Annotated in this window: 23 protein-coding genes and 1 riboswitch; of the genes, 8 read left to right on the top strand and 15 right to left on the bottom strand. The window is 47.1% G+C overall.

Annotated elements, in window-relative coordinates; genetic code table 11:
* Positions 1-122: 122 nt before the first annotated feature.
* The 6 genes from oppF to ACXAD4_RS05690 form a co-directional block, all read right to left on the bottom strand.
* Complete coding sequence (gene oppF / locus ACXAD4_RS05715; protein WP_475239476.1) at positions 123-1,112, bottom strand: murein tripeptide/oligopeptide ABC transporter ATP binding protein OppF; 990 nt, start codon at positions 1,110-1,112, stop codon at positions 123-125.
* A complete protein-coding gene (gene oppD, locus ACXAD4_RS05710) occupies positions 1,112-2,077 on the bottom strand; it encodes an oligopeptide ABC transporter ATP-binding protein OppD (protein WP_475239475.1) in 966 nt (321 codons plus the stop codon). Before oppD ends, oppF begins: the two co-directional genes overlap by 1 nt.
* A gap of 69 nt (positions 2,078-2,146) precedes the next feature.
* Positions 2,147-3,058 (bottom strand): oligopeptide ABC transporter permease OppC, encoded by a 912-nt coding sequence (gene oppC / locus ACXAD4_RS05705; RefSeq protein WP_475242721.1) that lies wholly within the window; start codon positions 3,056-3,058, stop codon positions 2,147-2,149.
* Positions 3,059-3,073: 15 nt separating this feature from the next.
* The gene (oppB, locus tag ACXAD4_RS05700; RefSeq protein WP_475239473.1) at positions 3,074-3,994 is read right to left on the bottom strand and encodes an oligopeptide ABC transporter permease OppB; all 921 of its coding nucleotides are present in this window, start codon (positions 3,992-3,994) and stop codon (positions 3,074-3,076) included.
* A 116-nt stretch (positions 3,995-4,110) separates the two neighbouring features.
* Positions 4,111-5,742: an ABC transporter substrate-binding protein gene (locus ACXAD4_RS05695; protein WP_475239471.1), complete on the bottom strand. Its 1,632-nt coding sequence runs from the start codon at positions 5,740-5,742 to the stop codon at positions 4,111-4,113.
* 426 nt (positions 5,743-6,168) lie between these two features.
* Positions 6,169-6,342, bottom strand: coding sequence for a hypothetical protein (locus ACXAD4_RS05690; protein ID WP_475239470.1), 174 nt, complete (start codon positions 6,340-6,342; stop codon positions 6,169-6,171).
* A 625-nt stretch (positions 6,343-6,967) separates the two neighbouring features.
* On the opposite strand from ACXAD4_RS05690, the gene ACXAD4_RS05685 reads away from it, so the two are divergent.
* Complete coding sequence (locus ACXAD4_RS05685) at positions 6,968-7,360, top strand: MerR family transcriptional regulator (protein ID WP_475239467.1); 393 nt, start codon at positions 6,968-6,970, stop codon at positions 7,358-7,360.
* Positions 7,361-7,462: 102 nt separating this feature from the next.
* Here the strand turns inward: ACXAD4_RS05685 and ACXAD4_RS05680 are convergent, their stop codons facing one another.
* The 6 genes from ACXAD4_RS05680 to moaA all read right to left on the bottom strand — a co-directional run bounded on the left by ACXAD4_RS05680 (position 7,463) and on the right by moaA (position 11,965).
* Complete coding sequence (locus ACXAD4_RS05680) at positions 7,463-8,497, bottom strand: porin (protein ID WP_475239465.1); 1,035 nt, start codon at positions 8,495-8,497, stop codon at positions 7,463-7,465.
* Between the two features lie 487 nt (positions 8,498-8,984).
* Positions 8,985-9,521 carry a hypothetical protein gene (locus tag ACXAD4_RS05675; protein WP_475239461.1) on the bottom strand — a complete coding sequence of 179 codons (537 nt, stop codon included), beginning with the start codon at positions 9,519-9,521 and terminating at the stop codon, positions 8,985-8,987.
* Positions 9,522-9,757: 236 nt separating this feature from the next.
* Positions 9,758-10,207: a molybdopterin synthase catalytic subunit MoaE gene (moaE, locus tag ACXAD4_RS05670; RefSeq protein WP_475239458.1), complete on the bottom strand. Its 450-nt coding sequence runs from the start codon at positions 10,205-10,207 to the stop codon at positions 9,758-9,760.
* A gap of 2 nt (positions 10,208-10,209) precedes the next feature.
* Positions 10,210-10,455 carry a molybdopterin synthase sulfur carrier subunit gene (moaD, locus tag ACXAD4_RS05665; RefSeq protein WP_475239454.1) on the bottom strand — a complete coding sequence of 82 codons (246 nt, stop codon included), beginning with the start codon at positions 10,453-10,455 and terminating at the stop codon, positions 10,210-10,212.
* Complete coding sequence (gene moaC / locus ACXAD4_RS05660; protein ID WP_039456847.1) at positions 10,452-10,931, bottom strand: cyclic pyranopterin monophosphate synthase MoaC; 480 nt, start codon at positions 10,929-10,931, stop codon at positions 10,452-10,454. The genes moaD and moaC overlap by 4 nt, the downstream gene beginning before the upstream one ends.
* Positions 10,932-10,975: 44 nt before the next feature.
* Positions 10,976-11,965 carry a GTP 3',8-cyclase MoaA gene (moaA, locus tag ACXAD4_RS05655; protein ID WP_475239452.1) on the bottom strand — a complete coding sequence of 330 codons (990 nt, stop codon included), beginning with the start codon at positions 11,963-11,965 and terminating at the stop codon, positions 10,976-10,978.
* Positions 11,954-12,097, bottom strand: a riboswitch (molybdenum cofactor riboswitch). (Overlaps the previous gene by 12 nt.)
* A 179-nt stretch (positions 12,098-12,276) precedes the next feature.
* Here moaA and ACXAD4_RS05650 point away from each other — a divergent pair.
* The 3 genes from ACXAD4_RS05650 (at position 12,277) to yvcK (ending at position 14,347) form a co-directional block, all read left to right on the top strand.
* On the top strand, positions 12,277-12,504 hold the full coding sequence (locus ACXAD4_RS05650) for a hypothetical protein (RefSeq protein ID WP_107298655.1): 228 nt from the start codon (positions 12,277-12,279) through the stop codon (positions 12,502-12,504).
* A 153-nt stretch (positions 12,505-12,657) separates the two neighbouring features.
* Complete coding sequence (locus ACXAD4_RS05645) at positions 12,658-13,233, top strand: LON peptidase substrate-binding domain-containing protein (RefSeq protein ID WP_475239449.1); 576 nt, start codon at positions 12,658-12,660, stop codon at positions 13,231-13,233.
* Positions 13,234-13,456: 223 nt separating this feature from the next.
* Entirely contained in the window at positions 13,457-14,347 is an 891-nt protein-coding gene (yvcK, locus tag ACXAD4_RS05640; RefSeq protein ID WP_475239448.1) for a uridine diphosphate-N-acetylglucosamine-binding protein YvcK, read from the top strand.
* Here the strand turns inward: yvcK and ACXAD4_RS05635 are convergent.
* From ACXAD4_RS05635 to uvrB, 3 genes are all read right to left on the bottom strand, one after another.
* A complete protein-coding gene (locus ACXAD4_RS05635) occupies positions 14,309-14,668 on the bottom strand; it encodes an Hpt domain-containing protein (RefSeq protein WP_475239445.1) in 360 nt (119 codons plus the stop codon). The genes yvcK and ACXAD4_RS05635 overlap by 39 nt on opposite strands.
* A gap of 18 nt (positions 14,669-14,686) precedes the next feature.
* Entirely contained in the window at positions 14,687-16,129 is a 1,443-nt protein-coding gene (luxO, locus tag ACXAD4_RS05630) for a quorum-sensing sigma-54 dependent transcriptional regulator LuxO (protein ID WP_475239442.1), read from the bottom strand.
* 404 nt (positions 16,130-16,533) lie between these two features.
* The gene (uvrB, locus tag ACXAD4_RS05625) at positions 16,534-18,570 is read right to left on the bottom strand and encodes an excinuclease ABC subunit UvrB (RefSeq protein ID WP_475239439.1); all 2,037 of its coding nucleotides are present in this window, start codon (positions 18,568-18,570) and stop codon (positions 16,534-16,536) included.
* A gap of 861 nt (positions 18,571-19,431) precedes the next feature.
* Between uvrB and rsxA the strand changes: the two genes are divergently transcribed.
* Genes rsxA through rsxD form a run of 4 tightly spaced genes read left to right on the top strand, consistent with a single transcriptional unit; the run spans position 19,432 to position 24,367 of the window.
* On the top strand, positions 19,432-20,013 hold the full coding sequence (gene rsxA, locus ACXAD4_RS05620; protein ID WP_187462332.1) for an electron transport complex subunit RsxA: 582 nt from the start codon (positions 19,432-19,434) through the stop codon (positions 20,011-20,013).
* A 1-nt stretch (position 20,014) separates the two neighbouring features.
* Entirely contained in the window at positions 20,015-20,596 is a 582-nt protein-coding gene (rsxB, locus tag ACXAD4_RS05615) for an electron transport complex subunit RsxB (protein ID WP_107298648.1), read from the top strand.
* A gap of 1 nt (position 20,597) precedes the next feature.
* Positions 20,598-23,318, top strand: a complete 2,721-nt coding sequence (rsxC, locus tag ACXAD4_RS05610) for an electron transport complex subunit RsxC (protein WP_475239435.1) — start codon at positions 20,598-20,600, stop codon at positions 23,316-23,318.
* 2 nt (positions 23,319-23,320) lie between these two features.
* On the top strand, positions 23,321-24,367 hold the full coding sequence (gene rsxD / locus ACXAD4_RS05605) for an electron transport complex subunit RsxD (protein ID WP_475239433.1): 1,047 nt from the start codon (positions 23,321-23,323) through the stop codon (positions 24,365-24,367).
* Position 24,368: the final 1 nt, after the last annotated feature.

The raw sequence follows: 24,368 nt of genomic DNA, 5'->3' as shown, positions 1-24,368 counted from the left end.
GACATGCAGGTTACACATTCATCAATAGCATAATTAATTAAATTTATTGGATTTTTCACCATTTTATAAAACAAAAAAGGCGCGGCTTTTACACCGCGCCCAAAGCCTGTCACAGGCTTGAATTATTGAACGTTCAGGCAAGAAACTGCATGAACATCATCGCCGTTAAGCGTTGGTTTTTTATTCGCACACTCGGCCGTTGCAACCGGGCAGCGTGTGCGGAACACACAGCCTGAAGGCGGGTTCATCGGTGAAGGTAAATCCCCTTCCAGAAGCTCGATATGCTTGGTGCGCTCCAGATCCGGATCAGGGATAGGAACGGCCGACATCAAGGCTTTGGTATAAGGGTGCTTCGGCTCACTGAATAGCGCATCAGCCTCGCCCATCTCTACCGCATTACCCAGGTACATCACCAGCACTCGGTCAGAGATATGCTTCACCACCGATAAGTCGTGGGCAATGAAGATCAAGCTCAAGCCCATTTCTTTCTGTAGCGATTTAAGCAGGTTAACAACCTGTGCCTGAATAGATACGTCCAATGCCGACACTGGCTCATCACAAATGATCATTTTTGGCTTAAGGATCAATGCGCGAGCAATACCAATACGCTGACACTGACCACCTGAGAATTCATGAGGGTAACGGTTGATTACGTTAGGCAGCAAACCTACTTTGGCCATCATGGCCTTAACTTGCTGTTTCACATCATCTGCCGAAAGCTCCGGGAAGTAAGCTTTCAATGGCTCAGCGATGATTTCACCGACGGTCATACGCGGGTTCAGCGATGCCAGAGGATCCTGGAAAATCATCTGGATATCTTTACGCTTCTCACGCATCTCTTTGTGATCAAGTTTGGTCAGATCCTGACCCAACCAAACCACATTACCGTCAGTAGCTTCAACCAAGCCGATAACCGCACGGGCAAAGGTTGATTTACCACAACCAGATTCGCCAACCACACCCAGCGTCTCACCTTCATAGAGACGAATATCAACACCATCAACCGCTTTCAAGCTCAATGGTTTGGTCCACGGCCATGCTGATTTCTGAGCAATGCTGAAGTGAACCTTCAGATCATGAATATCAAGTAATACTTTCTTTTGAGCTTCCATTACCACGTCCCCATATCAGAAAAACACGCACGCAAGCGACCTTCAGTAAATGCCTTCAATTGAGGCGCTTCTTGCGAACAACGGCTAGATACACGGTGGCATCGTTCCTGATAAGGACAGCCGACTGGCAAACTCAGTAAGTTAGGTGGGTTACCCGGGATTGTTGGCAGCTCTTCGCCCTCGGTATCAAGACGCGGAATGGCTTTCAACAAACCTTCTGTATATGGGTGCGATGGCTTGTAGAAGATCTCATTAATCTTACCGTATTCCATAGTACGGCCAGCGTACATTACCAATACTTTGTCACAGCTACCGGCAACGACACCCAGATCGTGGGTGATCATAATGATCGCAGTATTGAAGTCAGTTTTCAGTTCGTTCAACAACTCCATGATCTGCGCCTGTACCGTAACATCCAACGCTGTTGTCGGTTCATCGGCAATCAGTAGTTTCGGACGACACAGTAGTGCCATCGCAATCATTACACGCTGTCGCATACCGCCCGAAAATTCGTGCGGGTACATGGTAATACGCTTGCGTGCTTCAGGGATTTTCACCGCTTCCAGCATACGAACACTTTCTTCGAATGCTTCAGCCTTGCCCATTCCCTTGTGCAGCATCAGTACTTCCATCAGCTGATCGCTTACCTTCATGTAAGGGTTCAGTGACGTCATCGGATCCTGGAAAATCATTGCGATTTGCTCCGCACGGATCCGGTTAAGTTCTTTTTCTGGCAGATTTAGAATTTCACGGCCTTCGAATTTCGCACTACCACCAATCATGCCGTTTTTAGCCAGTAGGCCCATGATTGCGAAAACAGTCTGGCTCTTACCTGAGCCGGATTCTCCTACGATACCCAGAGTCTCACCCTGGTTGAGCGAAAAGTTTAGATCGTTTACCGCGGTGACAATGCCGTCTTGAGTTTTAAATTCTACGCGTAGATCTTTGACATCTAATAAGCTCATAGTACTTCCTTATAATCTATCTACCCTTGGACTACCGCCAGTTTCTGGCGGTAAACCTAGGCCTTCTTGTTATCTGTCTTTTGGATCCAGTGCGTCACGCAAGCCGTCACCCACATAGTTAAAGCAGAACAGCGTAACCACCATGAATGCCGCCGGGAACATCAGCTGCCAAATGGCCACTTCCATCGTTTGTGAACCTTCCTGAAGCAATGCGCCCCAGCTGGTCATTGGCTCCTGAACACCCAAGCCAAGGAAACTTAGGAATGATTCTGTCAGGATCATAGATGGAACTAACAAGGTTGAATAAACCGCTACGATACCCAATACGTTCGGTACGATATGGCGGGTAATGATGCGCCACTGGCTCACGCCAGATACACGTGCCGCTTCGATAAACTCTTTACTGCGCAATGACAGGGTTTGACCACGTACAATACGCGCCATATCCAGCCAAGAAATCGCACCAATCGCTACGAAAATCAGCATGATGTTACGGCCGAAGAAAGTAACCAGTACGATCACGAAGAACATGAACGGTATCGAGTATAGGATTTCCAAAATACGCATCATCACACGGTCGGTACGGCCACCAATAAAGCCAGAGGTTGCACCGTAAAGCGTACCGATCAACACCGCCACCAGTGCCCCCATAATACCTACCATCAGGGAGATACGGCCGCCAACCAGGGTACGGGTAAACAGGTCTCGGCCAAGGCTGTCAGTTCCGAAGAAGTGGCCTTCTGCGCCAAAGCTTGGCGCGGCGTGCAATGCATACCAGTCGGTATCGTCAAATGCATAGTTACTGAACATTGGGCCAAAGATAACCGCCAGGGTGATCAAGCACAGGATCGTCAAGCTCACCATTGCCGCTTTGTTTCGCATAAAGCGGATACGGGCATCCTGCCACAAGCTACGGCCTTCAATTTCCAATTGCTCGGAGAATTTCTCAACCGCGTCTACATTTTCTTTTTTAGTCAGCATCATCGGTTGGGCTCCTTAGTAACGGATTTTCGGGTCAATGTACGCCAGAACAATGTCGACAATGGCGTTGAAGATAATGGTCAATGAACCAATCAGGATGGTGATACCCAATACTAGAGAGTAGTCACGGTTAAAGGCGGCGTTAACGAACAGCTTACCGATACCCGGCAGGCCAAAAATAGTTTCGATAACTACCGAACCCGTGATGATACCGACGAAAGCCGGGCCCATGTAGGATACAACAGGCAGCAAAGCAGGCTTTAGGGCATGCTTGATAATGATATAGCCGTAGCTCAAACCCTTGGCACGCGCGGTACGGATGAAGTTACTGTTTAGTGTTTCAATCATGCTACCACGGGTAATACGCGCAAACGTCGCAACATAAAGCAGTGACATACCCATCATTGGCAGCAGCATGAACCTCAGACCGCCATCGTTCCAGCCACCAGCAGGTAGCCAGCCCAAGTTAATCGAGAAGATATAGATCAGTACCGGGGCGAGAATAAACGACGGCATTACCACCCCGGCCATGGCCGTCGACATTATGCAGTAGTCTATCCAACTGTTTTGCTTCAAGGCGGCAATGGTACCGACGGTGACCCCCATCACCAATGCAAAAATAAAGGCAAAGAAACCGATTTTCGCCGAAACAGGCAGGGCTTTGGACACCAGCTCGTTTACGGTGAAATCTTTATATTTGAAAGAAGGACCAAAATCACCTTGTACAATGTTGCCAAGGTACGTGGTGTATTGCTCGAATACAGGCTTATCTAGGCCGTATTTGGCTTCGATGTTCGCCATGACTTCCGGAGGAAGCGGACGCTCGCTGGAAAATGGGTTACCTGGTGCAAAGCGCATCAGGAAAAAGGAAATTGTGATTAGCACCAACAGGGTTGGGATTGCTTCAAAAATCCGTTTTGCGATGAATTTAATCATAAACTCCACCGTTCTATTTAGTCTGTGACAGTCGAAAATTTACTGGCGTGAAATACCAGAAAGGGCACTGCTCCCGTCCTGAGAGCAGCGCTTATTATCATGCTTCTTGCTGGTTATTATTCAGCAATGATGTACATATCTTTGGTGAAGAGCTTGTCTTCTGCGTTGTTCGCAGGGTAGCCACCCACTAGAGGGTTAACCAGACGCGCTTTCACGTATTGGTAGATAGGAGCAATTGGCATATCTTCCGCTAGCTGTTGTTCAGCCTGGATGTATAGCTGCTCACGCTCAGCATCTGAAGTTGACTCCAGCGCTTTTGCCATGATTGCATCGTATGCCTTGCTATTGTATTTAGGGTCATTTGAGCTGTTGTTGCTCTGCATTAGTGACAGGAAGCTTGACGCTTCGTTGTAATCACCACACCAGCCTGCACGTGTTACATCGAAGTTACCTTGACGACGCGTGTCTAGGTAAGTCTTCCATTCTTGGTTCTCCAGGTTTGCAGTTACATTCAGGTTCTTCTTCCACATAGAAGCGATAGCTACCGCGATCTTCTTGTGGTTTTCAGATGTGTTGTAAAGCAGAGTGAAGTTTAGTGGGTTACCTGGGCCAAAGCCTGCTTCTTCTAGTAGCTCTTTCGCTTTCTCGTTACGTTCTTTCTGGGTCATCTGACCGTACTCAGGCGTAACAGGGTTGAAGTTAGCAGTGATTTCCGGCGTCAGGAAGTAACCTGATTTCTGGCCCTGGCCAAGCAGCGCTTTAGTTACTACGTCACGGTCGATAGCGTAAGACAACGCTTTACGAACTCGAACATCATCAAACGGTGCTTTTTGGTTGTTGAAACCGTAGTAGTAAGAACACAGGTTACCTGAAATAGACACTGAATCAGCGTGCTGGCTCTGTAGACGGCGGAAGTGCTCGTTTGGCAGCTCGTTGGTGATGTCGATTTCGCCCGCTAGGAAGCGGTTCATTTCAGCAACTTGGTTTTCGATAGGTAGGAAAGTAACCTTGTTGATAACAGTGTTGGCGTTATCCCAGTAGTTCTCGTTACGAGTAAGCACGATACGCTCGTTAACTACCCAGTTGTCTAGGGTGTAAGCACCGTTACCAACGAAGTTCTCTGGTTTAGTCCAGTTATCACCGAACTTCTCAACAACCTTGCGGTTAACTGGCTTAACTGTGGTGTGGCCCATCATCTTAACGAAGTATGGTACTGCCTGCTCTAGCTCGATAACCAGTGTGTAGTCATCTTTTGCAGATACACCCAGTGTTTCTTTGTCTGCTTTACCCGCGATGATTTCATCTGCGTTCTTCATGGTAGTCATTTCTAGGTACCATGAGTAAGGAGATGCTGTTGCAGGGTCTACAGCACGCTTGAAGCTGTACACGAAGTCGTGTGCAGTTACTGGGTCGCCGTTAGACCATTTTGCATCTTTGCGCAGGTGGAATGTGAATGAGCGGTTGTCAGTGGTTTCCCAAGACTCTGCAACACCTGGGACAGTGTTACCGTTCTCGTCTTGGTTCACTAGGCCTTCTAGAAGGTCACGGATAACGTGTGACTCTGGCACACCTTCCGTTTTGTGCGGGTCAAGTGAGGCAACTTCAGTACCGTTACCACGAACTAGTTCTTGCTTGGCAGCAAGTTTTACCCCTTCCGGTACGTCAGCAGCAATAGTGGAGAAAGAAGTGGCTGCTACGGTCATACCTGCACCCAGAAGAATCGCCTGGGTAATTTTATTCTTATACATGCATTAGCTCCAATACATCGTTAAATACGTCCTTGCGTTCTCCAGCCGGTGCCATCCCACAATATTTACATCGTTAATCCTAAACAATGCAAAGCAAACCGAAGAATTGGTCAAAACATTATCAGGCATTGAAGTAATTTGCCACATTTTGATTACAAAAACCGACATAATTCTTAATAAGCAATATGCCGATAGCATAAGCCACTAGGTGACAGAAATGTTGCAGCTAGATCTATCATAAAACCCAACATCTAGAGAAAAATCCGCCGTATCAGCCAAAAAAAAGTAAAATTTGAATAAATAATTGTAAGATTGAATAAATATACAGCAGAAATATCTTTTATTTTTCACAACAACTCAATATGTCAATAACAAAGATGCAAAAACATGACTTTTAGCCATAAAAAAAGCGCCTTTCGGCGCTTATTATTTGTTCTCGCTATCCATGTTGATGTTGGGGGGGACCTCGTTTATTGATTGTTCTTTGCCCTCAACCATAGTGTTATGTTCGTTACTTATCGCTTCGTCGAATAAACCGTCATGATTGATATCTTCCAACATCTGTTTGATTCGGCGATTAGACATTCTTTTATGCTTCATGGAACCCTCCGCTGTTAACCACAGCACTATTGACCCATAAGTTGATTCTTGTGTACCTAGAGAAGCTTTGCCGCTGGCGGGCTGTTGCCACTCTTGCACAGAACTAACTATGGCACAGGATCCTCAATTCTGCCCGGCGTACCACGTCTAGCATGTGGTTATAATAACTAAACAGCATATAAAGAATAATTAATAGATTAAGTTCTCACATCACTGAACTTTTCAACTTTGATACGTTTCTATCACTCCCCATTAACGCTACTATCATTTTGTTGGCTAAACCTTTGGTTTACTCAGCATTCCGTTCCCGTTCCGTTATCCTTGAGAGTAAAGAAAATATGAGACCAGCTGGTTGTTTTTCGCGTCCAAGCCCTTCCCGCGTCCGCCACGGTTACGTGCCAAAATCACGCAAGCCTAAAGCGGAATAGCGTATCTATCTGATAGACAAGTCCACAAAGCCCCTCATAGAGGGGCTTTCTTTTTCTTACTTGCTAACAACGAAGGCTAATCAGTCTTCATTTAGCAGGGCATGTTAAAAACTTGTGATCTGAATATTGATATGAAATGATCCCGTGGGATCAAGGAATGATCACACAAAAAAATATATCTCCTCAGGGAAGAAATCATGGATATCAGTAAACCAGCAGATGCGTATACCATTTCCCAGCTCGCCGAGGAGTTCTCTGTAACCCTTCGCAGCATTCGGTTTTATGAGGATCAAGGCTTACTCACCCCTAAGCGGCAAGGACAGTCTAGGATCTTCTCTCGACATGACAGAGCGCGACTCATTCTTATTCTGCGTGGTAAGCGCCTAGGCTTCAGCCTGCAAGAGATACAGGAGCTGTTCCAGCTCTATGACTCCGGCGCCCAGAACCTCTCACAGGTGCAACACATGCTGCAAACCATCCAGCTACGCCAACAAAAACTCAAGCAACAGCAAGCCGATATCAATTTGTTGATGATGGAACTCAATGCCGCTGAGCGTAAATGCTACCAGCACCTAAAGAAGTTTGATTGACCCCTCCTTTATATACCTTTTAGTTAATCCACTTTTTCGGACACAAAAAAGCCCGGCGCTAGGCCGGGCAAAAATAAATAAGACAATGAACGTGTAGTAGAATTAGAAGTAAACGCGAGCACCTACAAAGTAAACGCTTTCACCATCAACTGCTGTTGGGCCAACAGCTACATCAGCATTAGTATTCGTATAGCCAAGAGTAGTACCGTCTTTATATGCGTACTCTGCGAAAACGCGGAACCAGCTATTGAAATGGTAATCGGAACCAATGTAGAACACCTTACCATCGCCATCTACATTTAGTGCTTTAGACTCCTGATCTACAAACTCATAACCTGCATAAGCAGTCGCATTCTCTGCCCAGCTGTATGTACCGGCCACAGTAAATGCATCTTGGTCAATAGTCACGCCTGAAGTTTTATGTTTTAACTCCGAGTTGTAATAGGTGAAGCCGATAAGAGCAGGGCCAAAAGCATACTCAACAGTACCTTCGTAGTACGTATTTTCGATATCAGCGTCTATTTCGTTTTTATCTTCATCTTTTAGGGTGAAGCTTTTGTCACGGTTTACACCACCACCGATGTGTAAATTGAAACCACCTAAACTAGTACCAGCATAAAGTTCTGCTAGCTCTTGGTTTGCGTCATCTTCTGGTAAACCATAACCAGCAGAAACGATGAAGTTTGAGCCTTCAAAAGTATAATTGATAAATGAATCATGGCGCGCACCAGATAATACGCTCGATAAGTTACCAGTACCGCCGTTGTAGTATGAATAATCAGCTACACCGAAGTTATCTGATACGATCCACTGACGACCAAATGTAAACTTACCGAAATCAGTGTCTACACCACCGTAGTGAAGGCGTCCGTCCAAGTCGCCCCCATTCGGAGCCAGACCGAACTCGACCAAACCGAATACATCAACTGAATCAGTCACTGCATAACGTGATGAGATACCAGCTCGGGATGAACCCGCACTCATATCAACATCATCACCTTCATTTTTAACTGCCTGGAAACGTAGCTGGCCATAAAGATCAACGAATCCCTCGTCTGCTTTATAAAGTTCTACGGCCGATACGGAATGAGCGAAAAGTACTGCTGGGATTGCTACTGCTAGAAGTGTTTTTTTCATTTTTACTTACCTGTAATAATTTTTTTAATCTTGCTGACTCGTCCTGAGCCGAAATGAAACATAACAACAACAAAAAAATTCATCAATAGAGCAAAAAACTGACATAAAAAAACATCACAGCACTTTTCACCACCTAAAAAAACATAAAACAAAAACATAAAAAACCATAAAAAACACCCAAAACCTCATTATTATTCAGAAAATACCTCAATCCGTTAAGCTTTTATTCAGCAATCACCTAGTCTAAATTTCAAATCTATCAATAACAAAATGGAATAAGAAGTTTGTAAAGTTTAAAATTTGATATAAGAAACCCAACCGTTCGGTTACTTTTTGAGCGACTATTGATACATTTAGTTAACAAGTAGAACGATTTTATCGGGCAACAGATGTTCTGCAGGATAAGAAACTAGATTAATAAAAAAGGGAGCAGCTTGTTAGCTACTCCCCTTTTTCAAATAAACAGGATAAATGATTCAGCATCATACTAATGAAGTGGTATATGAATCATCCAAATATCATGTTGATCTTGGTGATATGCACCTTGCTCAATAATCTTATTCAAATACGCCAATCTATGGTGGCCTTCCAGAAGATTGTACGGTGCCCTCAGTGACTTGCCATTCACCATCGGGATGTCACGTTCATATTTCAAAACGATTGGTGCTTGCGGCCAAGTCCCCCTCTTTTGCATTTGTTGTACGAGCCAACTGCGCTGAAATATCGGATTGGTCATACGACGCGATAATTTATCAACCACCTCTTGATGAGGAGTTCTGATCTGTGACTGAATTTGCTCACTGGTCCAGGACTGAAGCTCAAATCGCATTGACTGAAAATCCAGCCAGCCCCAGTTACATACAACGCCTTTCCAGTGCCGGTAAAGCCATTGCTTCAACACATCGTCAGGAAAGTTAGGCAAAACCTGACTGGCTTTCGGCTGCCACTCTTCCCAAGATTCACAGTGGCGGCCGCCAAAACCATCAGGTTCAAGTTCGTAGAGTAGTCGATCGCTCCTGATCATAAGCATACTCCTTCTGTTACTCGCAAAACCATAACCATTCACTTTTAATGGTTATTTATACCCTCAATTTCAAAGTAGCATAGACCTTGGTGAAAAAATAGCTGAATAACAAAGAAAGATTATGCGGCGTGAGGCGTGAGGCGTGAGGCGTGAGGCGTGAGGCGTGAGGCGTGAGGCGTGAGGCGTGAGGCAAGATATTATTGGCACCTGCTAGATTCAGGTGCCAGAAAACATATTTATTTTTGCTGCCAACGATCGGCTGCAGAGGTATCGGTTTCACGAGCGTCGACCCAACGAGACTCGTCTGGTGTTTGCTCTTTCTTCCAGAACGGCGCACGGGTTTTCAGGTAATCCATAATGAATTCACAGGCTTCAAACGCCGCGCCACGATGGGCACTGGTCACGCCAACGAAAACAATCTGATCACCAAGCGCTAAATCACCCACACGGTGGATCACTCGTGTTTTCAGCAGTGGCCAGCGCTCACGAGCTTGCTCTACAATCTCTTCTAGAGACTTTTCCGTCATTCCCGGGTAATGCTCCAATGACAAGCCCGTTACCGCATCGCCTTGGTTGAAATCACGTACCTTACCGACAAAAGTCACCACCGCACCGGCATCAGTGCCCTGTGATAGCTGTGCGTATTCTTCTGCAACCGAGAAGTCTTCGAACTGAACAGAAATCATCACTAGCCTCCTGTTACAGGCGGGAAGAAGGCGACTTCATCACCGTCTTTGATTTCACTTTCCAAAGAGCTGATAGTTTGGTTAATCGCCACCAGCAGTTTGCCCTGCTCCAGCGCCAGTTGCCATTTATCGCCTTTTTCAGCAAGGTGCTGACGCAAAGATTCAGCAGTCGTAAAGTCTGCTGCGACCTCTAAGCGATCGACACCCACCAGCTCTTTAACCTGAGCGAAGAACAATACGTTAATCATGATTCCACCTTAAAATGCCCAGATTTACCGCCTGTTTTTTCCAGCAGACGAACTTGTCCAATCACCATGTCTTTCTGGACAGCCTTACACATGTCATAGATTGTCAGAGCTGCCACTGAAGCCGCAGTAAGCGCTTCCATTTCCACACCCGTTTTACCGGCCAGTTTACAACATGACTCGATACGTACCATGTTTTCAGCTTCAATTGCTTCAAGTTGTACTTCGACTTTTGATAGCAGCAATGGATGGCAAAGAGGGATCAAATCCCAAGTTTTTTTAGCCGCTTGAATACCGGCAATACGCGCGGTGGCAAACACATCGCCTTTGTGATGCTGACCAGATACGATCAGCTGTAGCGTTTCCGGCGCCATGTGCACAAAAGCTTCAGCGCGCGCTTCTCGAACCGTGTCATTTTTTGCTGACACGTCAACCATGTTAGCTTCCCCAGAAGCATTGATATGCGTAAATTGGTTCATCCGTCTGTCCCAAAACAGAAAAAGAAAATTTGAAAAGGTGGCGATTAGCCACCGATAGAGGCTAGGTTTGGTGTCATGCCAGTATTTCCTTCATCGAGGAAATGGCTCACCGCTTTTTCAGCTAGGCCACCTTGAATACGGGCAATAAGCTCTTCACGCTGTTCATCCTGCTGAAGCAGGTCGCGTAAGTCCACACCGTGATCGCCGAACAAGCAGAGATGCAGCTTACCCAGAGCAGAGACCCGCAGGCGGTTACAACTCTTACAGAAATCTTTCTCGTAAGGCATGATCAAGCCAATTTCACCCTGGTAGTCAGGATGACAGAAGACTTGTGCTGGACCGTCATTGTTGCTTTTCAGCTTCAGTACCCAACCGTTGGCAATGAGATAGTTTCGAATACTTACACCCGATACATGGTGATTATTGAACAATTCATCCATTTCACCGGTCTGCATCAGTTCGATAAAGCGTAGCTGTATTGGTCGCGTCTTGATCCAATTAAGAAACTGCGGCAACTGCTGGGAGTTGAGATCTTTGAGCAAGACAGTGTTGACCTTAACCTGCTCAAAGCCTGCGTCAAACGCCGCATCAATCCCTTCCATAACCTGGTTAAACATGTTCTCACCTGTAATTTGGTAGAACATTTTAGGGTCTAGGCTATCAACACTGACATTGATATGGGTAAGGCCGGCTTCTCGCCATTCGTGAACATGCTTGGCCATGCGATAACCATTGGTCGTAGTAGCGACTTTACGGATACCGGGTTGCTCGGCAACGGTACGGATGATATCGGTAAAATCGCGACGTAGACTTGGCTCACCGCCAGTAATGCGCACCTTTGACGTGCCACACTCAGCAAATGCGCCTGTTACACGCTGGATTTCATCAAGCGTCAGGAAGGATGGCTTCTTCTTCTGTTGAGGGTGGTAGCCATCGGGTAGGCAATAGGTACATTTAAAGTTACAGACGTCTGTAACCGACAAACGCAAGTAATAGAACTTGCGCTGATAATTATCTTCAAATTGTTTCGCCACGGAACACCTTTCCAAGTACGGGAGGCCGATGCATTTCTTTGTCGACCCTGGTGACAACCTGTCACTGGCTTTAGTCACTTATCCCTTTGAGTAAAGGAACTTAGTGAAAAAAGCTCGGAGCATGGCAATTGTACAGCACCGGATAAAACCAAAATGCGCACAACAGCGTATTACTTATAAAAATATCAGAGGAATTGCGATACAGGCAAACCTCACAGGTTTTTCGTGCTGCATTCTACCTTTCAGCCGATTTCACGACAATACTACTAAAGGGAATACCCGAAAATTTTCTTACTAAAAGTGAGGATATTATGTCCAATATTATTGAATCTGCGACAGTCGATGATATTGCCCTCTATTTACAACGTGAAGAGGGGCTCGATTCGGCACACGCCCGAGAGCAGGCCAAATTAGTTATTAATGGTTTTATTGATATGCAGGAGAAAGGATTGATCAAAGGCTGGTACTTTGATGAGCAAAGCCACTTGGAGCTGTTACCCAGTGATAGTGCGATGAAAATCATTGCGAATCAAAAATAATTCGCAAAATGCAAATTGCGAATTGGTACTTTTTTGCATTTTACAAAGATAAATAGAGTCAAACGCGCTGAAAACCGATTATAAGCGGTATGTAATGTTGGTATCCCATTTGCAATGTCTATTTCATCAGACAACTAGCAACCGGATTAGACTATGAAAACTTACATACCGCTACTATTCCAAAAACGCCACGTCTTACCCGGTGGACGCATTCCTCTTCGTATCGCTCCTGGGCCTCAAATGGCAGCATTCAAAGCCGCAATGCGAGAAGGCAACAGTTTTGGTGTTTGTATGTTTGACCAAGACGAGCACGGCCATCACTTTTTCCAAATCGGCACCCGTGTCACGGTTGAAGACTTCGACGTATCCCCTAGCAACGGGTGTTTGATTGTTACCGTTGCTGGGCACGAGAATTTTACCATCGACCATATGGAAGAAACTGAAGAAGGTTTTTTCTCTGGCGACTGCCAATTCATCCCGCCTTGGCCAGAAACAGAAGTTCGACAAGACCAAGAAATTTTGGCTGAGAAGCTCAAGCAAATGTTCAATAAACATCCAGAGCTCGGCGATCTACATCAGAAAAAGCAATTTGATAACTTAAGCTGGCTTTGTCAGCGCTGGCTGGAGCTACTGCCTGTCCCTGCCAGTGAAAAGCAAATGTTATTAAGCGCGCCCAGCTGCTCAGACACTTATGATTATCTGATTAGCATTATGCAAAAACCGCATTAACCCGTTTTCCTTGTCAACTGCTCAAATGCTGTACTTGCTTCAACTGCCGTACTAACCATTAGCCCTCAACATGTTTGAGGGCGTTTTTTATCCTTTCTACGCCCACAATGCGTGATGGACATATCACACCGACGACATATTTTGTCATCAACCCTGTTAACGCGATACACTGCGAATAACCTACTTAGTTCACACTTTTCAGCCAGCGATGACACACACTACAGTGAAAAATATTACAGAAGCCAAAATTGTCGCCATTGGTGGCGGTCATGGCCTAGGCCGTATGCTCTCGGCTCTCTCTGAATTTGGCGAGAATGTAACCGGTATTGTCACCACGACTGACAACGGTGGTTCAACAGGCCGTATTCGAGCCTGCCAAGGCGGTATTGCCTGGGGGGATACACGAAACTGTATTAACCAGCTGATCACTGAGCCGTCTGTCGGTTCGATGATCTTTGAATACCGTTTCCGAGGTAATGGCGAGTTGAACGGCCATAACCTGGGTAACCTGATGCTCAAAGCACTGGATAACCTCTCGGTAAGGCCTTTAGAAGCAATCAACTTGATCCGCGATATGCTAAAGGTGAAACCCCATATCATACCTATGACTGAGCACCCTGCAGATCTGTCTGCCATGACACCAATTGGAGAGATTATTTGCGGTGAGACCAGCGTCGATGAGTTAGCCGATATCCCCCAGCGCCTATATATTGAGCCAGCGGTACCAGCAACAAAAGAAGCCGTTGTCGCCATTCAACAAGCAGACATCATTCTGTTAGGCCCGGGTAGTTTCCTGACCAGTGTAATGCCGCCATTGCTACTTAAAGAAATTGAGCACGCTTTAAAAAATAGCTTAGCCAAGATTGTCTTTGTAACCAATTTGGACAAAGAACATGGCCCAGCAGGAATGATGAGCTTACCGCAGATGCTCAACTGGTGTGAGCGATCAATGGGGGGCCGCCAGATAGATACTGTACTTACTGATGTGAAGCGTGAGGAGCTGGATGAAAAGTACAACCAGCATATTGCCTCACTTGCGGCGAACAACCATCAATGGCGACATGATAGGGATAAATTAAAACAAGCTATTCACGGGATTGTCATGGCTGGCTAGGCGCTTGTATTGAACCGCCATTCCTTCAACCATCTGTCTGAATTCAGGCAGGTGGTCAACAATCCATTCGTCTTGCCCTTGCTTGACACGGGACTCACATTCTTGGGCCATGTCGGCAAGATCATCGGCACCGAAGCTAGCAGCACTGCTTTTGATAGCGTGGCTGATCTCTCTAACTTGCTTGATTGAAGGCTGATCGGAAAGCTGGCGCTGGTACTGTTCCAATTCATCGCTAAATACATTGAGGAGTAATGTCAATGTTTCCTCGCCGACTTCATCTGCCATACGTTTGATGGTTTCAGCATTAATTGTCATTGCCATGTATTTCTCTCCCTACAACTAACCTTGCGCTTCCTGCCAGGTTTGTAATTTACGGTAAATTGTTGACGGGCTAACTTCCAACAAACCCGCAGCACGTGGAATATTCCCATCACAAGCATCGATAGCGGCTTGGATTGCGCGCTTCTCAACAATCCACAGCGGTTCAACCTGCGATTTATCTATTATTGGTGTTGTGCTTGGCTGCAGCTGAGGGAGCTCCCCAGTCGTATTTCCAGCAGCAACAGGTTGATGTGATGCAATTTTAACGCCAGCTTGGTTTATTGGAGGTGGAACCATTTCCAAGGTGACTTCTTCACCAGAATTTAACACAACGATGTTGCGAATAACGTTTTGCAGTTCACGAACATTACCTTGCCAATGGTACTGTTCGAACAAGCTTCTCACTTCCGGTGAAAAACGGATGAAATCTTTGCCCTCTTCAACGGACATCAATGCCAGTAGGGCGTGAGCTATCTCCATCACATCACCGCCGCGTTCACGTAATGGCGGCAAGGTCACAGGGATAACATGCAATCGATAATAGAGATCTTCACGGAACCGCCCTTCCTGCACTTCTAACCAAGGGTTACGGTTGGTCGCACAGACAAAGCGGACATCCACGGTGCTGGTTTTTGAAGAGCCCACCTTTTGGTAGGTACCCGTTTGGATAAACCGAAGCAATTTGCTTTGCAAATCCAAATCCATTTCACACAGCTCATCAAGGAATAACGTACCATTATTGGCTAGCTCAACCGCTCCTTGGCGTTCTGTGGATGCGCCGGTAAAGGCCCCTTTCACATGGCCAAATAGTTCACTCTCGATCAGCTCTTTTGGAATCGCGGCACAGTTAAGGGCAACAAAAGGTTTGTCGTTTCGAGGACTTGCGGCGTGAACGGCTTCTGCACACACTTCTTTACCCGTACCGCTTTCCCCGGTGATAAATACCGTTGCTTTACTGGCTGCTGCCGACTCAATCACCCGATAAACGGCCTGCATGGGCAAACTGTTACCAATAAAGCCTTGATATTGAGCCCCTGACTGTTTGGATGTTGGTTGAGATGTTTCACCCTTGGCCTTCCTGTCTTCATCCTTCAAGGCATTATTGACAGTGACACGCAGGCGGTCAGCCTCACAAGGTTTAATCAAGAAATCTTTGGCACCATAGCGCATTGCCTCAACAGCCACATCGATGGAGCCATGAGCTGTCATGATCACGACAGGGATGTTGGGGTTATCTCCCTTAACCACTTCCAACACTTGCATGCCTTCCATATCAGGCAAGCGCAAATCGAGTAAGATGAGATCGGGGGTGACGTCTTTGACGAATTCCAGCGCTTCAGTCCCCGTACCAACAATGGTCACGGATACCCCCAGTGGGTTGAGGTATGACTTATATAACGCTGCGACTGAGGCCGTATCTTCAACCATCAGAATACGGCGTTGGTTTGTTCTGCTTTCCATTGCCCCTCCAAGTCCCATCAATCTTTACTAATTGTAAACAAAAGAAAAAATATAATGTGACTTTTTCTAAGTAATCGCTCAAATATAGCCAAGCTTCGTGACATTAGCATTATGAATCGCATATTGGTTTGCAAATTGCAAATAAGTCCCTTTACAACGTCCACAAATAAATACTAGAGGTGGCTAATTTTGCTGTTAACCCCCTAAAAAAGTACAACTAATGAGGACTATAAAAAGTTGGCACGCATACTGCTTTAATAAACCTGACTCTTCCTGAGAGTCAACCTAGCCAACTGACGTTGTTTGTGGAATTATTTCACTAAAACAATGACGCCAACCGAAACAATTATCGGTTGGCTTTTTTTTGCCTGCAATTTACTTGTTCACCAGTATTGCTAACTCAATTAACTATTAGCAATAAATTGCCCTCTCAATGTGTGAATTTTATCCCTAAGCTCCGCTGCTTTTTCGAATTCCAAGTTCTGGGCAGCATCGTACATCTCTTTTTCAAGCTTCAGGATTTCAGTCTCAAGCTCCTGAGGCGACATCGTGGTATACGTTGCTTTCTTCTCAGCCACTTTATGAAGCTGTGCTGCGCGGTTGGCTTTATTACCTTTACCCGGCGCACCCAGCTCCATAATATCCGAGACTTTGGTCTCTAGCGCTTTAGGCACTATGCCATTCTTTTCGTTATGTGCTATCTGCTTGTCACGGCGGCGATTGGTTTCATTCATCGCCCGCTCCATTGAGCCAGTGATCCTATCGGCATATAGGATTGCCCTACCTTCCAAGTTTCGAGCAGCACGGCCTATGGTCTGGATTAGCGAACGCTCTGAGCGCAAGAAGCCTTCTTTATCTGCATCAAGGATCGCCACCAGCGAGACTTCTGGCATATCCAAGCCCTCTCGCAACAAGTTGATCCCAACCAGTACGTCGAATTCGCCCAAACGCAGATCTCGAATGATCTCAACCCGCTCAACGGTGTCGACATCCGAATGCAGGTAACGCACTCTCACGCCATGCTCAGTCAAATACTCAGTAAGATCCTCCGCCATTCGCTTGGTTAAGGTCGTTACCAGCACTCTTTCTTGCTTAGCCTCACGGATCCTGATCTCCGAGAGTAGATCATCCACCTGAGTCGCAACGGGACGCACTTCAATTTGCGGATCCAACAAGCCTGTCGGCCTTACTACCTGTTCTGCAATATCCCCACCAGATTTCTCGATCTCATATTTGCCTGGAGTTGCCGAAATATACAGTGTTTGCGGCGCCAAAGACTCAAACTCTTCAAACTTGAGCGGCCTGTTATCCAATGCAGAAGGGAGACGGAAACCATATTCCACCAGGTTTTCTTTTCGCGAGCGATCCCCACGATACATAGCACCGATTTGTGAAACGGTGACATGGGATTCATCAATGATCAGCAAACCATCTGGTGGCAAATAGTCAAACAAGGTTGGTGGCGGCTCACCTTCAGCACGGCCACTTAGATAGCGTGAGTAGTTCTCGATCCCTGAGCAAAAGCCCAACTCCATCATCATCTCGATATCGAACTGGGTCCGCTGGCTGATCCTCTGCTCTTCAACCAGCTTGTTGTTTTCCAGCAGCTGTTTCTTCCGCACCTCAAGCTCGACTTTGATGCCATCGATGGCTTCAAGCACTCGCTCTCTTGGGGTTACGTAGTGGGTTTTAGGGTAAATCGTGCAACGGGGCAGGTCACGCTGCAGGATAGCCCCTGTCAGCGGATCAAACATGCTGATGCAGTCCACCTCGTCATCAAACAGTTCGATTCTTACCGCTTCTTTTTCTGATTCCGCCGGGAAGACATCAATGACTTCTCCCCTCACCCGAAAATTACCCCGCTCGAAGGTTACATCATTGCGGGTATATTGCAGCTCGGCCAAGCGCCGTAATACATCGCGCTGATCCAAAATATCGCCACGACGCACATGCAACATCATCTTAAGGTAGGAATCAGGATCACCCAGACCATAGATCGCCGACACCGACGCTACAATCACCACATCACGACGTTCCATCAAAGCTTTTGTCGCAGAGAGTCGCATCTGCTCGATGTGAGCATTTACTGACGCATCTTTTTCGATGAAGGTATCCGTCGTGGGTACATATGCTTCAGGCTGATAGTAATCGTAATAGGAAACGAAATATTCGACGGCGTTATCCGGGAAGAACTCTTTCATTTCGCCGTATAACTGTGCCGCCAACGTCTTGTTCGGCGCCAAGATAAAGGTAGGTCTACCCGCCTGTGCTATGACATTGGCCACCGTGAATGTTTTACCTGTTCCCGTTGCGCCTAATAGCGTCTGATGAGCAAGCCCAGCATCCAAGCCTTCAAGTAACTGATTGATAGCCGTTGGCTGGTCACCGGAAGGAGAATAGCGAGAAGAAAGTTTGAACGTCTTACTTGAAGGTTTTTCCATAATATAAAACCGTACTGGCTGGATGATCAGTATTGCTGACCATTTTCCTACGACTGAAAGTTATGTCAATAACCCTCACCGGAAATCACAAACAGGAATGCCCTTAATCATAATAATAAATCTTGACCGCTGCTGATTAGCGGCGTATTATCACCGCCCACGCAGCAATCCTATGTTGTTTACCTTCCGGTCAGCTTGACCTTTATCATCATCTTCAAAATATGCTTTTGAGGAAACTTTCCACAACTTATCCAAGATTTGATTTATATCAATTCACAGCATAATTGCATCAAAATATTCTCTAAAGTAATCACTCTATCTTTATTGCCCAGCACATTTTTCCCCTCGAACACCCTACCTATAACAGTGGTTTATTGCATATCCGATCGTGGTCACATTTTAACCGCAACGACATAGAGATGAACGAGAACCCTAGTTTCCAAACATCCATCAACACAGTTATCCACAGTTTCCGTGGATAAGTAAGCTAAACCCTTGTGCTGTCTGGGCTGACGGAAATCAAGCCTTTTTTTAGTCCTAAATTGGCTATTGAAGGAAATTTCTGCGTACTAAAACCTGAATGGTCATAAAACGACCAAAGAATGCAGAAAATGAAATTTCTCTCGGCAATACCTTACATGTTTGTCCAGATATACTGGCTAAATCATCAATCAAGATCATGTGTAAAGTAGCCAACTGAGTGGGTACAAAATTGTTAATGACAGATTAAGTTGCATTAACTTTGCAGCAATGAATGGTGAAAAGGTCGCCGAAGAAGAAAAACCCTGCTCATGGGGAGTTGTTATAGGTGCAACAAAGGAAGATAATATAAGGATCTTTTGCAAATAGTATTACGGCGGTATGACTGAATACCTACTCCTCCTCGTAGGTACAGTGTTGGTCAACAACTTTGTACTGGTTAAATTTTTAGGACTTTGTCCCTTCATGGGGGTTTCCAAAAAACTGGAGACAGCCATTGGGATGGGGCTTGCGACCACCTTTGTACTTACACTGGCGTCAGTGTGTGCTTACTTAGTCGAAACCTATATTCTTGTGCCTTTGGGCATCCAATACCTCAGAACGCTAAGTTTTATCTTGGTCATTGCGGTAGTTGTACAGTTCACTGAGATGGTGGTACACAAAACAAGCCCGACCCTATACCGCTTGCTGGGTATCTTCCTACCACTGATCACTTCAAACTGTGCAGTGCTAGGTGTAGCTCTACTCAACATCAATGAGCGCCACAACTTCATTGAATCGGTCATTTATGGTTTTGGTGCCGCTGCTGGTTTCTCTTTGGTTCTCATTCTCTTCGCTTCCATGCGAGAGCGTATTGCTGCAGCAGATGTACCCGCTCCATTTAAAGGCGCTTCCATTGCGATGATCACCGCAGGTCTAATGTCACTTGCCTTCATGGGCTTTACTGGATTGGTGAAACTGTAACATGAGTGGATTAATCATTGCTGTGATTGCCATTGCAGCTCTAGCCGCAATTTTCGGTTTGATTTTGGGCTTTGCATCGATCCGTTTTAAGGTCGAAGCCGATCCTATCGTCGAGCAGATTGACGCCATCTTGCCACAGACCCAATGTGGGCAATGTGGTTACCCAGGCTGCCGTCCCTATGCCGAAGCCATCGCCAACGGTGATGACATCAACAAATGCCCTCCTGGTGGCCAACAGACGATCGAGAAACTTGCCGATTTAATGGGTGTAGAGGTTCAGGAATCAGCGCATGATGCAGAGAAAAGCATCAAAAAAGTCGCCTTTATTCATGAAGACATGTGTATTGGCTGTACCAAATGTATTCAGGCTTGCCCTGTTGATGCGATTGTTGGAGGCACAAAAGCCCTGCATACCGTCATCAAAGATGAGTGTACCGGTTGTGATCTTTGTGTGGCACCTTGCCCGACCGACTGTATTGAAATGATCCCGGTAGAAACAACGCCTGAGAGCTGGCAATGGGATTTGAACCAGATCCCTGTTGTGAATATTCCAGCCGATAACAATGAAAGCACGGTGAAGTAACATGCTGTCTATTATTGAACAAATCAAACAAGGTCAGCTGTGGGACTTCCCAGGCGGTATCCATCCTGCCGAAAATAAGACCCTGTCGAACCGTACGGCGATCACTCGTGCTGGTGTTCCCGATGAATTGATCCTACCGCTAAAGCAGCACATCGGTACCAAAGGCGAGATCTTGGTCAGTGTTGGCGATAAAGTGCTAAAAGGTCAGCCGCTAACCAAAAGTGACATGAGCATGTGTGTGCCGGTCCATGCACCGACCTCAGGTACCGTCACAGCCATTGAACAACGAACCACCGCCCACCCTTCTGGCCTGAACGATCTCAGTATTGTTATCAAGAGTGACGGCGAAGATCAGTGGGGCTCCCAGCATAAGATTGCTGATTACGAATCTCTTGAACCTGCTGAGCTAATCGATGCGATCCGCCTAAGCGGTATTGCCGGTCTTGGTGGTGCGGGCTTCCCGACTGGCCGTAAGCTACAAGGTAGCCTGGGCTTGGCCGATATCCTTATCATCAACGCCGCTGAGTGTGAGCCTTACATCACTGCCGACGATCGTCTGATGCAGGACTATGCCGAGGAAGTGATCGAAGGGATCAGGATCCTACGCCATATCGTCAAACCAAAACTCACCCTGATCGGTATTGAAGACAACAAGCCTGAGGCCATCAAGGCATTGGAAAAATGTGTGTCTGCGGATGATAACATTATCATCCGCGTAATACCGACCAAGTACCCTTCGGGTAGCTCCAAGCAATTAGTAAAAATCCTGACCGGCCGCGAAGTACCTAGCCAATCGCGCTCTTCCGCTGTCGGCGTTGTAGTACAGAATGTTGGTACTGCCTTTGCGGTCAAGCGCGCCATTATTGATGGTGAACCGCTGATTGAACGTGTCGTGACACTAACGGGTGAAGCTTTCAAGCAGCGTGGCAACGTATTTGCCCGCTTGGGGACCCCTATTTCCTACTTGCTCGATAACTACGGTTACAAGCCGGATCGCAAATACCCTCGTGTGATTATCGGTGGCTCTTTGATGGGCTTCACCCTGCCACATGCCAATGTGCCGATCACCAAGATCACCAACTGTATCTTGACGCCGAAGCGCCGCGAGTTGCCGCTACATACTCACGAAATGTCATGTATCCGTTGTAGTGCCTGTGCCGACGCCTGTCCGACCTCGCTACTGCCGCAACAGTTGCAGTGGTATGCCAAGGACAAAGACTACGACAAATGTGAAGAGTACAACCTGTTCGACTGTATCGAATGTGGTGCCTGTGCCTATGTGTGCCCAAGTGAAATCCCACTGGTTAACTACTACCGCAAGGCTAAAGCCGAGATTTGGGCTAATCAGCAAGAAGCCGCGAACGCCGAACGTGCTAAACAGCGCTTCGAAGCCAAGCAAGCGCGCTTTGAACGCGACAAAGCTGCACGAGAAAACCGCTTCAAGAAAGCAGCCGAAGACCGCCGCAAGGATATGGCAGCGAAAGGCGGTGATGATGCCGTAGCTGCAGCCATTGCCCGCGTCAAAGCGAAACAAGCTGCTGCAACGTCAGAAACCGCTGACAAAAAACCAGCTGTTGCTGCTGCCATTGCCCGTGCTAAAGCCAAACAAGCAGAAGCGGCAAATGCAGGTAATGCAGCACCTAAAATCACCAGCGCTGTGCCTGACAACAGCGAAATGGCGAAGTTGCGTGAAGAGCGTAAGCGTCAAGCCCGCGAGCGCAAGGCTGCAAAATTAGCTGAAGAAAGCCCAGCAGAGCAAAACGCCGATAGCAAGAAAGATGCGGTTGCCGCTGCGATTGCCCGCGCCAAGGCACGTAAGGCAGCTCAGCAAACTGATACGCAGCCTGAATCAACGAAAGAGCAACCAGCCAACGCTGAGTCCGATCCGAAGAAAGCTGCGGTTGCTGCCGCTATAGCTCGCGCCAAAGCACGTAAAGCCGCACAAGAATCAGGCGGTGAACCTGAGCAACCAGCAGAAACAACACAAGCTGACGCAGATCCGAAGAAAGCCGCTGTCGCTGCTGCTATAGCTCGCGCCAAAGCACGTAAAGCCGCACAAGAATCAGGCGGTGAACCTGAGCAACCAGCAGAAACAACACAAGCTGACGCAGATCCGAAGAAAGCCGCTGTCGCTGCTGCTATCGCTCGTGCCAAAGCGCGTAAGGCTGCCCAGCAAGCACAAGCCGAAACACCAGCAGCAGAAACTGAACCAGATCAAACAGACGAAGCTGAAGTCGATCCGAAGAAAGCTGCTGTGGCAGCTGCCGTCGCTCGTGCCAAAGCGCGTAAGGCAGCCCAACAGGCACAGGCTGAAACACCGGCTGTAGAAACTGAACCAGAGCAAGCAGACGAAGCTGAAGTCGATCCGAAGAAAGCTGCTGTGGCTGCTGCCGTCGCTCGTGCCAAAGCTCGTAAAGCTTCTCAGCAGGCGCAGGCTGAAACACCAGCTGTAGAAACCGAACCAGAGCAAGCAGACGAAGCTGAAGTCGATCCTAAGAAAGCCGCTGTGGCTGCTGCCGTCGCTCGTGCCAAAGCTCGTAAAGCTGCTCAGCTAGCGCAGGCCGAAGCGTCAGTGCAGGAACCTAATCAAGAAAAAACTATTTCAGAGCAGCCAGCCGACGCTGAAATTGATCCGAAGAAAGCCGCTGTCGCAGCAGCTGTTGCCCGCGCTAAGGCACGTAAAGCTGCGAAAGAAGCACAAGAAAAAAATGAGGAAAACTAACTGTGGCTTTTAATATTGCTAGCTCCCCCCATGCCCACAGTCGCCGAAGCACCAGTAGCTTGATGCGTACTGTTATCCTTTGTACAACATTGGGCGTTGCCGCCCAATGGTACTTCTTTGGTTGGGGCGTATTGCTCCAAATCGCATTGGCCGCATCCTTGTGTGTTGCTACAGAAGCCGTGATTCTGAAGCTGCGTCAGCGTCCTTTGATACCATACCTTCGTGATAACAGCGCACTGCTAACTGGTGTGTTGATTGGCCTCTCTATTCCACCTCTAGCACCTTGGTGGATCAGTGTTATCGGTTGCCTATTTGCAATTGTTATTGCTAAACACCTGTATGGTGGATTGGGACAAAACCTGTTCAATCCAGCCATGGTAGCCTATGTGGTTCTTCTGATCTCATTCCCACTTCAGATGACGACCTGGCTACCACCACAGTCATTGGCAGCTGAGCCAGTCAGCTTAATTGATAGTGTGACTGCTATCCTGACAGGCTTCACTCCTGATGGATTCAGCGTCCACCAGCTTCGTATGTCGGTCGATGGTGTAACAATGGCCACGCCGCTCGATACGCTGAAAACATCACTGACCACAGGTCATACCGCAACTGAGATCCTATCAGGCCCAGTTTTTGGCCTGATTGGTGGAATCGGCTGGGAGTGGGTTAACCTCGGCTTTTTGTTGGGTGGTCTTATCATGCTGAAGATGCGAGTGATCCAGTGGCATATTCCAGCAGGTATGCTCGGAGCGCTGTTCGTCATCAGCACTATCGCGTTTATGATCAGCCCGGACAACTCTGCTTCGCCGCTGTTCCACCTGTTCTCGGGTGCAACCATGCTCGGTGCCTTCTTTATCGCGACGGATCCAGTGTCGGCGTCGACCACAGTCAAAGGCCGCTTGATCTTCGGTGCATTAATCGGTGTGCTGGTCTTTTTGATCCGTACCTTCGGTGGTTTCCCGGACGGTGTTGCCTTCAGCGTACTGCTTGCCAACATGTGTGTACCGCTGATTGACTACTACACCCGACCACGCACGTTCGGCCACTAAG

The sequence above is a fragment of the Photobacterium sp. AWH4_225 genome, from assembly GCF_056158405.1.
This window is presented reverse-complemented; position numbering and strand designations above follow the sequence as displayed.